General features: G+C 68.0%; 9 protein-coding genes and 4 pseudogenes. 8 read left to right on the top strand and 5 right to left on the bottom strand.

All coding sequences use genetic code 11. The annotated features are described in order from the left end of the window. Nucleotides 1-1,014: 1,014 nt before the first annotated feature. The 3 genes and pseudogenes from ACFU6I_RS27085 (at nucleotide 1,015) to ACFU6I_RS27075 (ending at nucleotide 2,419) form a co-directional block, all read left to right on the top strand. A pseudogene (locus ACFU6I_RS27085) lies at nucleotides 1,015-1,965 on the top strand (integrase core domain-containing protein). 54 nt (nucleotides 1,966-2,019) lie between these two features. Continuing rightward, nucleotides 2,020-2,097 (top strand): annotated as a pseudogene (locus tag ACFU6I_RS27080) (transposase); the annotation flags it as partial. A gap of 43 nt (nucleotides 2,098-2,140) precedes the next feature. Beyond that, a complete protein-coding gene (locus tag ACFU6I_RS27075) occupies nucleotides 2,141-2,419 on the top strand; it encodes a hypothetical protein (RefSeq protein ID WP_384371399.1) in 279 nt (92 codons plus the stop codon). Between the two features lie 242 nt (nucleotides 2,420-2,661). On the opposite strand, the gene ACFU6I_RS27070 is transcribed toward ACFU6I_RS27075, so the two are convergent. Together ACFU6I_RS27070 and ACFU6I_RS27065 are read right to left on the bottom strand one after the other, a co-directional pair. Next, entirely contained in the window at nucleotides 2,662-4,689 is a 2,028-nt protein-coding gene (locus ACFU6I_RS27070) for a S8 family serine peptidase (RefSeq protein ID WP_384371391.1), read from the bottom strand. 618 nt (nucleotides 4,690-5,307) lie between these two features. After that, nucleotides 5,308-5,823 (bottom strand): hypothetical protein, encoded by a 516-nt coding sequence (locus tag ACFU6I_RS27065; protein ID WP_384371389.1) that lies wholly within the window; start codon nucleotides 5,821-5,823, stop codon nucleotides 5,308-5,310. On the opposite strand from ACFU6I_RS27065, the pseudogene ACFU6I_RS27060 reads away from it, so the two are divergent. The 4 genes and pseudogenes from ACFU6I_RS27060 to ACFU6I_RS27045 all read left to right on the top strand — a co-directional run bounded on the left by ACFU6I_RS27060 (nucleotide 5,777) and on the right by ACFU6I_RS27045 (nucleotide 11,546). After that, a pseudogene (locus ACFU6I_RS27060) lies at nucleotides 5,777-6,998 on the top strand (IS110 family transposase). The gene ACFU6I_RS27065 and the pseudogene ACFU6I_RS27060 overlap by 47 nt on opposite strands. A gap of 191 nt (nucleotides 6,999-7,189) precedes the next feature. Next, nucleotides 7,190-8,018, top strand: a pseudogene (locus ACFU6I_RS27055) (IS5 family transposase). A gap of 722 nt (nucleotides 8,019-8,740) precedes the next feature. Further along, nucleotides 8,741-10,876 (top strand): SpoIIE family protein phosphatase, encoded by a 2,136-nt coding sequence (locus ACFU6I_RS27050; RefSeq protein ID WP_384371387.1) that lies wholly within the window; start codon nucleotides 8,741-8,743, stop codon nucleotides 10,874-10,876. A 292-nt stretch (nucleotides 10,877-11,168) separates the two neighbouring features. Continuing rightward, nucleotides 11,169-11,546 carry a zf-HC2 domain-containing protein gene (locus ACFU6I_RS27045; RefSeq protein ID WP_376669695.1) on the top strand — a complete coding sequence of 126 codons (378 nt, stop codon included), beginning with the start codon at nucleotides 11,169-11,171 and terminating at the stop codon, nucleotides 11,544-11,546. Nucleotides 11,547-11,706: 160 nt separating this feature from the next. On the opposite strand, the gene ACFU6I_RS27040 is transcribed toward ACFU6I_RS27045, so the two are convergent. After that, nucleotides 11,707-11,868, bottom strand: a complete 162-nt coding sequence (locus ACFU6I_RS27040) for a hypothetical protein (RefSeq protein WP_384371385.1) — start codon at nucleotides 11,866-11,868, stop codon at nucleotides 11,707-11,709. Then, nucleotides 11,816-12,241 carry a hypothetical protein gene (locus ACFU6I_RS27035; protein WP_384371383.1) on the bottom strand — a complete coding sequence of 142 codons (426 nt, stop codon included), beginning with the start codon at nucleotides 12,239-12,241 and terminating at the stop codon, nucleotides 11,816-11,818. The genes ACFU6I_RS27040 and ACFU6I_RS27035 overlap by 53 nt, the downstream gene beginning before the upstream one ends. 236 nt (nucleotides 12,242-12,477) lie before the next feature. On the opposite strand from ACFU6I_RS27035, the gene ACFU6I_RS27030 reads away from it, so the two are divergent. Then, nucleotides 12,478-13,287, top strand: a complete 810-nt coding sequence (locus ACFU6I_RS27030; RefSeq protein ID WP_384371382.1) for a DUF5131 family protein — start codon at nucleotides 12,478-12,480, stop codon at nucleotides 13,285-13,287. 25 nt (nucleotides 13,288-13,312) lie between these two features. On the opposite strand, the gene tcmP is transcribed toward ACFU6I_RS27030, so the two are convergent. Continuing rightward, on the bottom strand, nucleotides 13,313-14,440 hold the full coding sequence (tcmP, locus tag ACFU6I_RS27025; RefSeq protein WP_384371381.1) for a three-Cys-motif partner protein TcmP: 1,128 nt from the start codon (nucleotides 14,438-14,440) through the stop codon (nucleotides 13,313-13,315). Between the last annotated feature and the right edge of the window lie 221 nt (nucleotides 14,441-14,661).

The raw sequence follows: 14,661 nt of genomic DNA, 5'->3' as shown, positions 1-14,661 counted from the left end.
CGCCGGCCTACTCGGTGACCTTCAATCGATCACTCGGGAAGGTACGCCCCTCGCGTGCCACCCGAGCCCCGATCCACAGGTCTTGAGCATTGCTCAGGAAAACTACGCGATGGGCTGTGGCTTCGATTGCCGCCGCCTTTCTGGCGGTGGGTGGGGTAGCGATACCCAGCAGCTCCGCGTCCGCAGCTGTGGACGCTAAACCGTGTGCCTCACCGTCGGCGAACTGCAAGATGGTGAACCGTCTTAGCTGCACGATCGACGGCTGTAAGTGGACGAAAACCCAGGAGTGCCCTATGCCTCATGCCTCCTCCTAAGTGCCAGGGCCCATTGGATTTCGATTGCCATATGGGTATTTCGGGCATGTTTCGGGGGTGAGCACGGCTGCGCCATAACGCCACACGCGGCACACAGCCCCGTCGGCCACCGCACAGGGTATGGCTGACGCGGAGTTCTCTAGTCCGGAGACTGCGGGAACACAGCTGGCCCCGGACCAGTACGCCGGTTCGGGGCCAGCGTGGGACGGATCAGTAGCTGCCGCTGGAGAGAATGTCGCCGGCCGTGTCGTAGCTGTGCGGGTACTGCTGAGACACGGGTGTGGTCTCCTGATGGGGCGAACGGTAGCGGGGGACTCGACGCCAACAACCCGACCCGTCCTCTCTTCCGAGCCCTGTCGACGAAGGGCAACCTGAAGGGGCGCAGCAACGCCACGGTGCGGGGGCTGCACCTGTCCGGCAGAACGATCAACGAGATCGTGAAGAAGCGTGCGGCCGCCGGGGTGACCTATATCAACGTGTCCCGCTCGAAATTACGATTTCGCGGCTGTGGCCTGCACGTTTGCTGATTCTGGCGACAAGGCCTCGACTGGCCTGCGGCGATCTGCGGATGTCGCTGTCGGTCGTCGCCACGCTCGTCCGGAATCTGATTACCGTGCCCGCTGCCGTACTGCGCAGCTGTATGGCCAAGGATGCGGAAGTTCTCGTGCTCCGGCATGAGAGCGCGGTGCTGCGCCGGTAGATCGCCCGGGTCTGCTACGAGCCCGCCGACCGGATCTGGCTCGCCGCACTCTCACGGCTGATCCCGCGCGAACGCCGGCGCCAGGTCTTCGCGGTCACCCCCACCACCGCACTGCTGGCCTGGCACCGTCAACTCCTCGCCCGCAAGTGGGCGTTCACCCAAAGCAGCCGCCCGGCCGACCCTCCACCGCGCCCGCCGTCAAGCAGCTCATTCTGCGCCTGGCCCGCGAACCGCACCTGGGGTCACCGCCGGATTCAGGGCGAACTCGCCAGCCTGGGCTACCCGGTCGCCCCGTCCACAGTCCGGGACATCCTGCATGCCGCTGGCATCGACCCCGCCCCGCAGTGCTCCGGGCCGACCTGGCGCCAGTTCCTCACCGCCCAGGCCCACGGCATCATCGCCGCCGACTTGCTCCACCTCGACACCGTGTCACTCAAGCGCCTCTACGCCCTGGCCGTCATCCACGGCACCCGGCGCCTCCACCTCGCCCGCGTCACCGCCCATCCCACCGCGCAATGCACCGTCCAGCAGGCCAGGAACCTCGCCGCGATCCTGGATCGCCGCATCGACTCGCTGCGTTTCCTCCTCCGGGACCGGGACAGCAAGTACACCCGTGCCTTCGACGCCGCCTTCGAGGCCGACGGCGTGGAGATTCTGCTCAGCCCACCACGGGCGCCCAAAGCGAACGCGATCTGCGAGCGAGTCGTGGGCACCCTCCGCCGCGAGCTTCTCGACCGCATGCTGATCTACAACGAGGCCCACGCCGTGAAAGTGCTGACCGAGTACATCCAGCACTACAACGGACACCGTCCCCACCAATCCCGCCAGCAGGTACCCCCGGACAGCGACCAACCGTCCAACCCGACCGTCATCACCGACCTCCAGGCCCACCGGATCCGGCGACAACCCATCCTCGGAGGATTGATCAACCAGTATCACCGCGCCGCCTGACCAAACGACACCATCGCAGCTCACAGCACCGAATCGTATTTTCGAGCGGGACAGATGGCGGAGGCCATCGTTGCCGAGACCGGCGGTGACATGTCCCGGTTCCCCTCGGCCAAGCACCTGGCCTCCTGGGCCGGGCTGTGTCCGGGATACCACGAATCGGCGGGCCGCGCTGGGGATGGCCGCGTTCGGAGCGACACGGACCAAGGACTCGTTCCTGCAGGCACGCTACAAACGGCGGACCTTGCGCCGTGGTCTGATCAAGGCGCTGGTCGTCATCGAACACTCGATCACCATCGCGGTCTGGCACATGCTCCACGACCCCATGCCCTACCACGAGCTCGGCGGCAGCTACTTGACCCAACGAGATCCCGAACGGGCCGCACGTCGATCCGTGTCCTGGCTGAACGAAATCGGCTACCGGGTCACCCTCGACCCGATGGAGGCCGCTGGATGACCGAGCACGGCCGAAGCCCGGCGGAGATGACCCCCGACCGGGCCCACACCCTTGCCCGAAACCCCCTCCACCTGCAGTTATTTACGCGTCAGAGTCAAGCTTGGACCAGGCGCTGTACGCGCTGAACCCGGACCAGGAACCCGCGTCTTTGATGGATGCGATTGTCCTGACCTGAAGGCGGATAGCACCCGACCCGTGATCACGTCCCGCCCCGGCCGGCCGAGACATTGCCCGTATACGAGTCAGAGGATGCGCCAGGCGACGGCGTACGGCTGGGCGAACTGGGTGATCCGGAAGGCGCTGACGACGACTTCGGCCTCCCCGGTAGGGATCTCCCGCCAGTGCACTTGTTCGACGTTGTTGACGCGGTCGAACCCGGGATCCGTGCCCATGTTGCCGTGGCGTTCCTGACCGCCTGCGCGGACGATCAGGTCGAGGTCGTTCTGCAGGGCCGGACCAGGGGGGTCCGTCCAGACGAGGGTGACTTTCAGGGTACGGGTCGCGCCCTCGGGGATGTTGATGCTGAACGCGCGCTCTTCTCCCTGGTCCAGTTCCTCGGCGTCGGTGAAGCCCGCCTGGCCGGCATCGGTCGGGAGGACGACGGCGCGCTGGAGGTTGACGATGCCGAAGCCCGAGTTGTTGTTGGGGGAGGGGCCCGCCTCGGAGGGGATGTACTGGCCCTTGAGCTCATCGGCACCGTTGATCAGCATGGCCTTGATGAGCGCTGCACTGGGCTTCGGCGTGCCGTTCTTCACCAGCGTCTCGCGCAGTACCGCCACACAGCCGGCGACCAGCGGGGTGGCCATGCTGGTGCCGCTGTCGAACATGAACGCGGAATCCGTGGAGACGCCGAAGAGACCGTGGTCGGGCGCGATCCGCGAGCGTGTCGAAAGGATCGCCGTGCCGGGAGCGACCATGTCGGGCTTGAGCCGCCCCTCCTGGGTCGGGCCGCGGCTGCTGAAGGCCGCCATCCCGGCGGGGTTGTCCGCCATCCTGTCGCCGCGGATCGGCGGGGCGGGGTACGAGAGCGGCCTCAGCTCGTCATAGGTGTGGGGGATCTGGGGGCGGTCGCCCTCGCTGGCGCCGACGGTGATGATGTTCTTGGACCCGGTCTCCCCGCTGACGGCCTTCAGGTTGATATGACCGTCACCGTCGCGGTCCGTACCGTCGTTGCCCGCGGCGAAGCAGATGACGAAGTCCTTGTTGTCCCAGACGAACTGATCGACCTCGCGCGCGCTCTTGTTGTACGGAAGGCCCGGGGTGATCGGACCCCACGAGTTGGTGTGGATCCGCGCCCCGTCCTCCAGGAAGGGCGGCTCGAACAGGTCATGCAGGTTCTGCGGGATACCGGACAGCGAGCCGTCGTCGGCCAGCATGGACTGGAGGACCAGTCTCGCCTCGGGTGCTGTGCCGGTGATGGCTCCGCCCATTGACGCCGACGTCCCGTCGCCGAGGACGGAGCCCGCCACGTGGGTGCCGTGCCCGTCGGGGTCGTCCGTCCGCGCGGGGCTCGTACGACCCAGGGCGACCAGGCGCTTGACCCGGCCGGTGAAGGCGGGGTGCACATTGGTGGTGGACCCCTTGTCGAACCCGGTGTCGGCGACACACACGATCTGGCCCTCGCCCCGGAACTTCGTGCCGTTGAAAAACACGTGGGCGTGCATCAGGTTCCCCGAGACGGTGTTGTACAGTACCCTCTCCGGGACTTCTTCGATCTCCTTCACCTCGTCGAGCGCGGCCAGCGCGGGCAGGTCCTCCCCCCGGACGGTCATGCGTACCTTGTCGCGGTCGGGCTCGACGTCGCCGGGGCTGACACCGGCTGCCGTCGCGATCCGGTCCCGGAGCCGGTCCGAGCTCACCTCGACGTCCTCGTGCAGCACAATGTCGACGGTCCAGGTCTGGGGACCCACCGCCTCCATGGGGTCGACCAGCACGGCGAACCCCGGACGGAGTCGCTTCGACCGGAGCGACTGGGCGATCTTGAAGCCCTTGAAGTACACGTCCGCCCAGGCCACGAAGGACAGGGCGCGCACGGCATCCAGATTCGTAGGACGGAAGCCGCACAGATAGGTGTCGTCCGGAACGTATTCGTGGATCACCACCCCAAGCGCCGCGAGTTCTTCCTTCTCCTCGGCTGTGGGTGGGTGTGTGGTCTGGACGAGGAGGTAGTTGGACGCGGAGGCGTCCTCGGACACCAGCGATGCGGTGGCCAGGTCAGCTGCCTGGGCCAGCGGGTCCACCGTGACGCCGTTGATGGTGATACGGGACATGCCGAACTCCCTGAGGGGTGGGGAAGACGCGCACCGGGCAGCCATGGCGCCACGGCACTGCCCATGCCGACACCCACGTCGCTAAAGCCCGTTTGAACCGGTGGCACGCCAAGCTGCGTGGTTGTTTCCGTTCGCCAACACGCTAGGCGGGCGACTGCCCACCTGCACGTCGAGCCTGGATGGTGGCCCCCACCCGGGCTCACTATTACTCCGGAGGGCACTCGACAGCGGCATCGGCCTGCGCCTCCACGCCTACGCGGGGCCGGCGGTGACGGTGGTCCCGTCCCGCATCAGGTACCACTCACCCTGCCCTGGACCAGATGAGGAACCTGCGCTGGGCTTCGAGATGCCGGAGCAGGGTGGTAAGGCGCCAGGCACGAGAGGGTGCCTCGGCGCCGGTGCCGGAAGTCCTGCGGTTCATCGCCGCCCCCTGTGCGAGGCGGGAGCGCAGCCGGTGGTCGTGCCCTCGTGTCCCGTGTGCGGCCGACTTCGTCGTTTGGGATCGCCTCTTGGCGGACAGCGGGTTTGCGGGCCCTGCTACGCCAAAGCGCACGCCGTCACCTGCAACTGCTGCGGCAAGGCCAAGCCGGTTACCGGTAGTTCCTCCGACGGTATAGGTCATTGCCATGTCCGGTGGTGACTTGGTCGATCAGGGCTTGGAGTTCGGAGGGTGGGTCCTTGTCCGTTCAGGCTCGCCACCACCGGGTGAGGGTGATGGCGGGGGTGAGCCAGGAGCGGATGGCGCGTAAGGCCCTGGGGCAGCAGGGTGGTTGGGGCTGGTGGGGTTCGGCTGGGCCCCCTCTGTGGCCCCTCGTCGGGGCACGGGTCCGGCGCGGTGGCATCCAGCGGTCCGGGTGGGGCGAACCACTGGTCCCAGCAGAAGGAGAAGGCGCAGTTGACCAGGGTCTGGTGGCGGCGGATGGCACGGTCTGAGCGGACTTGGAAGTCGGCCCAGCCGAGTTCGTCCTTGATCTGCTTGTAGCTCTGCTCGATCCATGGCCGCAGGCCGTAGAGGCGGACGATCTCGGCGAGGTCGGCGGGCGGGTGCGGGCTGGTGGAGGCGTGGGGTGCGTCGGGGCGGGGCAGGTTGGTGGCCAGGTACCAGGTGGCCTTCTCCAAGGTGTGCGTCCGCATCCCCAGTTCCCGCCGCAAGGGAGCGTTCACCCAGCAGACCACGACCTTCGGCGCCACCACCAACGCCGTCCTCGACCTGCCCGAACACCTCCTCGACGCGGACGTCACCCTGGTGGTGATCGAGGTGACCGGCGACTATTGGAAGCCCTTCTTCTACCTGCTGATCGAGGAACTGAACGTCATCCTGGTCAACGCCCGACAGGTGAAGAACCTGCCGGGCCGCAAGACCGACGTCTCCGACGCCGCCTGGCTGGCCCAACTCGGCTCCCACGGACTGGTACGGGCCTCCTTCGTACCTCCGCAACTGGTATGCGAACTGAGGGATCTCACCCGGGCCCGCACCCAACTCACCCGCGAACGCGTCCAGATCGTTCAGCGCCTGGAGAAGCTCCTGGAGGACGCCGGCATCAAGCTCTCCGCCATCGTCTCCGACCTGTTGGGCGTCTCCGGCCGCGCCATGCTCCAGGCCCTGATCGACGGGCAGCGCGATCCGCGTGTCCTCGCCGACCTCGCCAAGCGCCGCATGCGGAGCAAGATTCCCGAGCTGAGCCAGGCACTGACCGGCCGCTTCCGTGAACATCATGCCTTCCTGACTCGCCTCTGCCTTGAGCAGTACGACCACCTGTCGGGTTGCCATCAACCAGCTGACGGCCCGCGACAAGGAGGCGATGACCCCTTTTCGCCCGGCGCTGGCCCTGCTGGACACGATCCCGGGAGTGAACCGGGCGGTGGCTGAGGTCATCGTTGCCGAGACCGGCGGTGACATGTCCCGGTTCCCCTCGGCCAAGCACCTGGCCTCCTGGGCCGGGCTGTGTCCGGGACACCACGAATCGGCGGGCCGGGTCCGTAGCACCCGGGTCCGGCCCGGCAGCCCTTACCTGAAAGGGGCACTGGGGGCGGCCGCGTTCGGAGCAACACGGACCAAGGACTCGTTTCTACAGGCACGTTACAAACGGCTGACCTCGCGCCGCGGTCCGATCAAGGCGCTGGTCGCCGTCGAGCACTCGATCATCACCGCGGTCTGGCACATGCTCCACGACCACGTGCCCTACCACGAGCTCGGCTGCAGCTACTTGACTCAACGAGACCCCGAACGGGCTGCACGCCGAGCCGTCTCCCGGCTGAACGAACTCGGCTACCGGGTCACCCTCGACCCGATGGAAGCCGTTGGATGACCGAGCGCGACCAAAGCCCGGCGGAGATACCCCCGATCGGGCCAACACCCCTGCCAGAAACCCCCACTCACCTGCGGTTATTTACGCGTCAGAGTCAAGCTAAGAGCTCGCGCAGATAGGCGGCGTGGGCAGCCCCGGCAACAAGATGGGAACAGGCCCCGGTGATCATGGAGCTGCGCGCTCTGTGACCACTGGGGAGATCTGTACCCGTCCTTCCATCATGGCTGACCGACCCGCTCTGGGATCAATTCGCGGCACTGCTGCCCAAGCGCCCTGCGGGTCGATCCGGCCCACCCGCTGGGTTGCCACCGCCGCCGTATCAGCGACCGGATCGTGTTCGACAAGCTGCTCCAGCTCCTGCGGTTTGGCTGCTCCTACCAGGCGGTCTCCGACGCGACCTGCTCGGCGACCACGATCCGCAACCGCCGCAACGAGTGGATCCGGCTCAGCGTCTTCACCCGACTCAAACAGATCGCGCTTGAGTCCTACGACCGGATCGTCGGGCTCGTGCTCGACCAGATCGCCGTCGACGGCTCCATCACCAAGGACCCCGGCGGCGGAGAAGCGGCCGGGCGCTTGCCGGTCGACCGCGGCAAACAGGGCCTGAAACGCTCCGGCATGACGGATGGCTATGGGATCCCGCTCGGCAAGGTCCTCGCCGGAGCGAACCGCCACGACTCTCCGCTGCGGGCTCCAACCCTGGACCTGCTGGTGGACCTGGGACCGCTGCCCGAGGCCATCACCGTGCACCTGGACGCCGGCTACGACTCGGACAAGACCCGCGCCGAACTCGCCGCGCGCAGTCTGTACGGCCGCATCGCGCACAAGGGCGAGAAGGTACCGATCCAGGCGAGCCAGCGGTGGCACGTCGAGCGCACCCACGCCTGGCAGAGCGCCTTCTACCGGCTCGCCCGCTGCTACGAACGCCGTGTCGCGGTCATCGACGCGTTCTTCGACCTCGCCGATACGATCATCACCGTCCGTAGCCTGCTCCGCAGGGCGTGGACGACCCACCGCTAGGACAACCGTCCGAACCGCCGCCCATGAGCGAGTGCCGATCTACGCAGCGTCTACTGACGATCTTTGCGTGATGTCGCGTCGCGGTTGCCCTTCGCTGCAGTTCAGGGCACGCGCTCCAGCGACATCACGTGGCGAAACTCAGTAAGTACAGCAGTTTGGGCATCTTGATGCCGACATGATCGGTACGTATGCCTGCCGACGTATAGGTACGGCCGCCACCGCCCCGGTAGACGTGTGCAGCACGTCGTCACGGCAATAGAGCATATTTTCCCTATATGGGCGACGATCGGTGTATGGGTGACGATCGGTGTGGCTGGTGTGGAGCTCTACTGCCGGAGTCGGCAGGCCCGGGTCGGCGGTATTGCCGTCAGGCGCATCGGCAGGCGGCCTGGCGAGCCAGGCGTCGCTGGCAGGCGGCGGCGGAGGCGCGGCAGGCGCTGGTGTTCGCGGAAGCGGATCTCCTGACGCAGGTGCAGGCCGCAACCCAGCAGGTGAGCGACTCGCGCCCGGGGCGAGGAGCGGAGGGCTGCCATGTTGCCGCGGTGGCGGAGGTGCCCGGGTTGGCCGGGCAGCTGGTGCGCTGTGCGGTGTTGGCGGACCGACGAACCGGGGCGAGCTGGGCGCAGATCGGTGCTGGCCTGGGCATCAGCGCGGAGGCGGCCAGATGCCGCTTCAGGCGCCTGGAGGGATCCCTGCCTGGTGCCGCTCGGGGGGGTGAGAGTATGAGGGACCTTGCCGGCTTTGGCACTGGCACAGGCTCGGGCACGCATCTACTCTGCGCCGCTTTGGACCAGTTCATGCGGGAGACAGACGCTTCCGGGGGGCTGGTGTACCTGCTGCCGCCGGGCGAGCGGGTGCTGCGGCTGGCGGTGCTGAGGGGGGTTCCCCGGCAGATCGCCGCGCACTGGACGCAGGTGCCGCTGGCGGCCCGCACCCCGGCGACCGACGCTGTGCGCGAGCGGCGTCTGGTGTGGATAGGCGGCCAGGAAGAGATGGCGCGGTACTACCCGCAGATGGCGCTCGCGCTGCCCTACCCCTTCTCGGCGGCCGCTGCCCCGATCACCACCGGCACCACCGTCTGGGGTGCCCTGGTGGTGCGGTGGCCCAGCTCGCATCCATCGCCGATGACCCGACACGAACGCAATGCGGTCCGTACCTCCTGCCGCCGCCTGGGCCTTCTCCTGCGGCAGGCCGCCGACAGCGGCCACCCGATGCTGCCCGGGTCCGAGCCGCAGGTCCTGGCCCCCCTGCGTGCCCGCGCTCGCGGGCCGACCCAGGAGGCGGCAGCGGCGGACTTCGCCGAGCGCCTGCCCGGAGGATGCTGCACCTTGGACCTTGACGGCCGGATCACCTTCATCACAACCACCGCCGCCGACCTCCTCGGTGCCAGCGCCGTCGACCTGCTGGGCGTCCTGCCCCGGCAGGTCCTGCCGTGGCTGGACGACCCAGTCGTCGAAGACCGCTACCGGGCCGCGGTGCTCAGCCAGGAGGCCACCTCCTTCACCGTCCTGCGCCCACCGGACCGGTGGCTGGCCTTCCACCTGTACCCGAACGTCTGCGGCATCAGCGTCCGCATCACCCCGGCCTCCCCGTCCCCTGCCTCGGAGACGTCAGAGGTTCTGCACCCGGCACCGCCGGCCGCACCGGGTCGGTCGACCGCCCACCACCTCCTGATGCACCTTGCCGCCACGCTGACCGAGGCCGTCGGGGTCATGGACGTGATCGCCCGGATCGATGACCTGGTCCCGACCGCCTTCGAGGCCCAAGCCCTCGCCCTGATGATCGCCGAGGAGGGCCGGCTGCGGATCATCGGATACCGCGGCTACCCCGCCGAACTCATGGGCCGCTTCGACGGCGCCCCCCTGGCCTCGGACACTCCTGCCGTGCGTGTCCTGACCAGCGGTGTCCCCAGCTTCTACGCCACCTTTGCGGATCTCAAGCGCGCATATCCCCCCGCCGTCCTGCAGGACGGCAAGGCCGCCTGGGCCTTCCTGCCCCTGATCACCTCCGGCCGCCCCGTCGGCTCGCTGGTCCTCGCGTACGACCGGCCGCATCCCTTCACGCCCGAGGAACGAGCTGTCCTCACCTCGACCGCCGGGCTGATCGCCCAGGCCCTGGACCGCGCCCGCCTCTACGACGCCAATCAAGCTCTCGCCCACAGCTTGCAAGCCAGCCTGCTGCCCCAGGCACTGCCCCGCGTCCCCGGCTTGGACGTGGCCACCCGCTACCTCCCCACCGCTCACGGCATCGACGTCGGCGGCGACTTCTACGACCTCATTCATCTCGACACCGACCTTGCCGCCGCAGCAATCGGCGACGTCCAAGGCCACAACGTGAACGCCGCCGCCCTCATGGGGCAGGTCCGCACCGCAGTCCACGCCACCGCCGGCGCATCGCCCGGCCAAGTCCTCGCCCGCATCAACCGCCTGCTCACCGACCTCGACCCCGGCCTGTTCACCAGCTGCCTCTACGTCCAGCTCGACCTGGCACGCCACCGCGCCTGCCTGGCCACCGCCGGCCACCCGCCCCCACTCCTGCGCCACCCCGACCTACACACTGAGATCCTTCCGCTGACGCCCGGGCTCCTGCTCGGCATTGACCCCGCGGCCGACTACCCGGAGACCGACGTCCCCCTACCGCCCGGGGCAGTGCTTGCCCTGTACACCGATGGACTCGTCGAAACCCCCGGCATCGACATCGAGGACGCCACCGCCGACCTCGCCGCCCAGCTCGCACAGGCCCAGGGCCAGACCCTGGACGCCCTCGCCGACACCCTCATCCACCACGCTCAACGGTCCGCCCCCCGGAACGACGACATCGCCCTGCTCCTCATCCGGCCTCAACAACACGGCCGCTGACACCAGAGGCCCGCCCGGCTCGGCGGGGCTCCAGTCTCCGCCCCGCCGACGCCGCCGGGCTCGGTGAAGCATGCCTCACCGCCGATCGGAGCCGGTGGAAGGCGATCTGCCAGACGTGCGTGATCTGTTTGAGTCGGGCGAAGATATCGTCGGCACGGTGTTCCGTGTTCCGCCCCGGCCGTAGGCCGGCGCGGTGGATACTGCGGCCGTGGTAGCCGTAAATCGCTGCGCGGGGACGACGCGCGGGGGGCCGTTCCTGGGAGATGGTGAGACTATGAACGGAGGTTTCGCCATGATCGGAGCCCACTGCCTGACCACGGAGTACGGCGACGAGGCAGCCGTCGAGGAATGCCGCAGGTTCTGTGAACTGCTGGCAGGATACGCGCTCAAGACTCTCGCACCCGATGAGGCGAGCGCGGTGGGGTCTCACCTGGCAACCTGCGACACATGCCGGGACGAGCATGACTGCCTCGCAGCCGTCGCGGCACATCTGTCCCTTCTCCGCGACGCCCTGGCCTGCGGCAGAGGCCAAAATCGGCGGATGTGCGCGGTCACCCGGGCCGAATGCAGCCACGCCTCGCCCCGTCGCCGCAGCCCGGACCGGGCGGCCCTGCCCATGCAGATCACACTGTCCCAATGGGTCAGCAAGACCACGACGTACTTCGGGTGAGCGGATCTCGTGGAAGCGACGACGTGCCCAGGCCGGATGCAAACCGGCCCTCAGGCCGACGGCAACCCATGAAGATCGCGATGACTCGGTCACCGTCGAGGCTGCGGATCTCGTCGGCCATAATCCCGGATGGGTGCAGATCCAATGAGGGTGCAGTCGATCAGGCGGCACCCGAGAGGCCCCAGCGGGCGCCGGTGATGTCCAGGCGGCCTTTGACCAGGTGCCGGCATGCTCCCTCGATGATCCCGGTGGCGATCGGCCAGCCACGTTCAAGGGCGGTGTCGTAGCGCAGGTGCTCGGCCTTGCCGGACAGGTAGTTCATTCACGGCCTCGTCGATGCCCTTGCGCTGGGCGCCATGCATTCCGGCGGCGAGGGCGGCTTCCTCGAGTGCGGCGGCGGTCTGCTGCACGCAGCCGCCCAGCAGGACGCGGGCGTGACGGGCGACCCAGCTCCCGGCGGAGGCATCGCCGCTGTCGTGCAGGCACCATGCTGCTCGCCACAGATATTCGAGCACGTGGATGAGGTCGACGATGATGTGGACGTCCACGCCGCGCTGCCGTGCTTCGGCCTTGATGAGGTCGATTTGATGGCGGGCACCTTCGACCAAGACGACCCAGGGACGGCGGTGTCCGGGGTCGCGGTGCTCTGCCCGGTTGAACACGGCGCACACCACCTGCGCGGCGGTGTCGGTCACCGAGCCGCACAACCACTTCGACCGGGCCTTCGGCCCCTGGCGGCGCTCGGGCACCGCGCCATGGTCGGCGTCTTGCCGGTCGGGGTCGGCGATGATGTCGTCGACTGTGCGAGGCGCGGGTTCGGCATCGTAGACGGCTCCCAGGGGGACATCCGATTGGGAGGCGTTCTGGACGCCGGGGATGGTTGAATGCCGATGTCCGGTGGGGCTACGGCTCGTTGGACTGTCGGCGTCCCGTGTTCGTGTGGTCGTGGCGGGGCTGGGTTGAGGGGACGGAGGGTCCGCCAGTGGGTGAGCGCAGCGCGATCGAGTGGACTGAAGCGACATGGAACCCGACGACAGGATGTGACCGCGTCTCCAGTGGGTGTGACAACTGCTATGCGCTGACTCTGGCGAGGCGTCTGAAGGCGATGGGCTCGCCCAAGTACCAGGCGGACGGCGACCCGCGGACGTCCGGGCCGGGGTTCGGGCTCAGCGTGCATCCCGACGCGCTCGCGGTGCCGTACGCGTGGAAGAGCCCGCGCACCGTGTTCGTGAACTCGATGAGCGACCTGTTCCATGCCCGGGTGCCGCTCGACTACGTGCGCCGCGTCTTCGACGTGATCGCCAATACGCCGCAGCACACCTATCAGGTGCTGACCAAGCGGGCCCGGCGGCTGCGGCAGGTCGCCGACCGGCTGGACTGGCCGGCGAACCTGTGGATGGGCGTCTCGGTGGAGAGTGCGAAGGAACTGCCGCGCGTCGACGATCTGCGGCAGGTGCCGGCAGCGGTGAAGTTCTTGTCCTGCGAGCCGCTGCTCGGGCCTCTGACCGGCCTGGACCTCAAGAACATCGACTGGGTGATCGTCGGGGGCGAGTCGGGAGCCGGCGCGCGTCCCATGAACATGGTCTGGGCCGAGGCCATCGTCGAGGAGGCACGGCTCGCAGGCACGGCGGCCTTCGTCAAGCAGCTCGGCTCGCGCTGGAGCAAGTCCCACAAGGACATCGGACAGTTCCCCCTCGAGCTGCAGGTGCGCGACTACCCGGGAGTCGTGAGCGGGGTCTGAGCCCGTCCGGACTTCCTGCGGAAGATCAGGCTGCGGCGGGGCTGACCGTGATCTCGCGTACCCGACGGCTGCCGACGCCATTGGGTCCGGTCTTTCCCCGCTCGTGAAGGAACTGGACCGCGGTGCGAGCCGCTGCTTCAGGGACCTGGCCGTAGTAGTTGCCGAAGACTTCCAGGGTGTGATCGACCAGCCGGACAGGCCGGCGCGTGCGTGCGAGCAGCTTCTCGAGGTTGGCAGCGATCTCAGGTACGGCCCGGGCCGTGACCTCGGCAGGGTCGGGCCGGTGGGGGACGAGGGACATCTGCCCGGTGCTCTCCTCCTCCTGCGCGTCCAGGGTTGTCCACCACGCGTCCCGGGCCCGGGCGACATTGTCGCCGAAGACCCACAGCCCGTACTGGCTGCGCGTTGCGAACACGAGCCGGTAGACCGCGCGTTTGCGCGGCGAGTGAGCGACTGGCACGGACTGCACCAGCATGCCGGTGCGCCCCTCCAGGCGGCGCGCGTACTCGGCGGCCACGGCATCGATGGCGTCCTGCGCGACAGCTTCCTTGTGCGGGGTGGCAGCGGCATCGGCGAAATACGTGCGCCACCAGGAGCCGCCGCACACGTCGTCGAAACGCTGCAGAGACTTCGAGTTGCCCTTCGCGGAGCGGACATGCCCGCCAAGGCGCCAGACCGCCATCATGCTGAAGTTCATCAGGAGCTCGGTCGGCGGCCACTTCTGATGGCGAGGGCGCTGCCGGGCGAGGACGTCGACCAGACGCACCAGCGGCAGGGTGAGACCGCACGGGTCGAGGAAGAGGAAGAGCGGTGCGCGCTCGGCCCGGCGCACGAGACTGTCGAGGGCATCGCCTATCTCCCCCTGGTAGTGGCGAGCGAGCACCCCACGGGCGCTGTACTGCTGCACGACATCGAGCAGCCGGGCATACGACTTGACGTCCGACTCGGCGAAGAAGCACTCCATCGTCAGCCCGTGGGCGCGATGATGCGCTGCGATCTGCAGAGCTATCTCGGCCGAGGCCGGCTCACCGTTCTCGTAGCGGCCCTCGCCCGCGTAACCGTCGAGATAGACCACCCGCTTGTCGCGTGCGCGCGAGCCGGTCATCCCTCCGAACTGTGCGAGATAGCCCTTGAGGAGCTCGTGCTTGAACACGCTGGGCAACGCTTTGTCGGCCCAGTAACTACCGCTCGTCCCCGAGGACATTGCCCACCCCCGTGTTCAACGTTCCCTTCTGAATACAGATGGTGAAACACTCTGGAGAGATCCGGCAAGACCACCAATTCCGGCCACAGGGTGGTCCCTTGACGGTGGTACGACCGCGGCCACGGGTCTGGACGAGTCATTTCGAATGCTGACGGCGTGTCCGGGAACGC

It is taken from the genome of Streptomyces sp. NPDC057486, from assembly GCF_042802415.1.
Classification (GTDB): Bacteria; Actinomycetota; Actinomycetes; order Streptomycetales; family Streptomycetaceae; genus Streptomyces; species Streptomyces yanii.
Note: the sequence above shows the minus strand (reverse complement) of the source record. Positions and strands in the feature narration are given on the sequence as shown.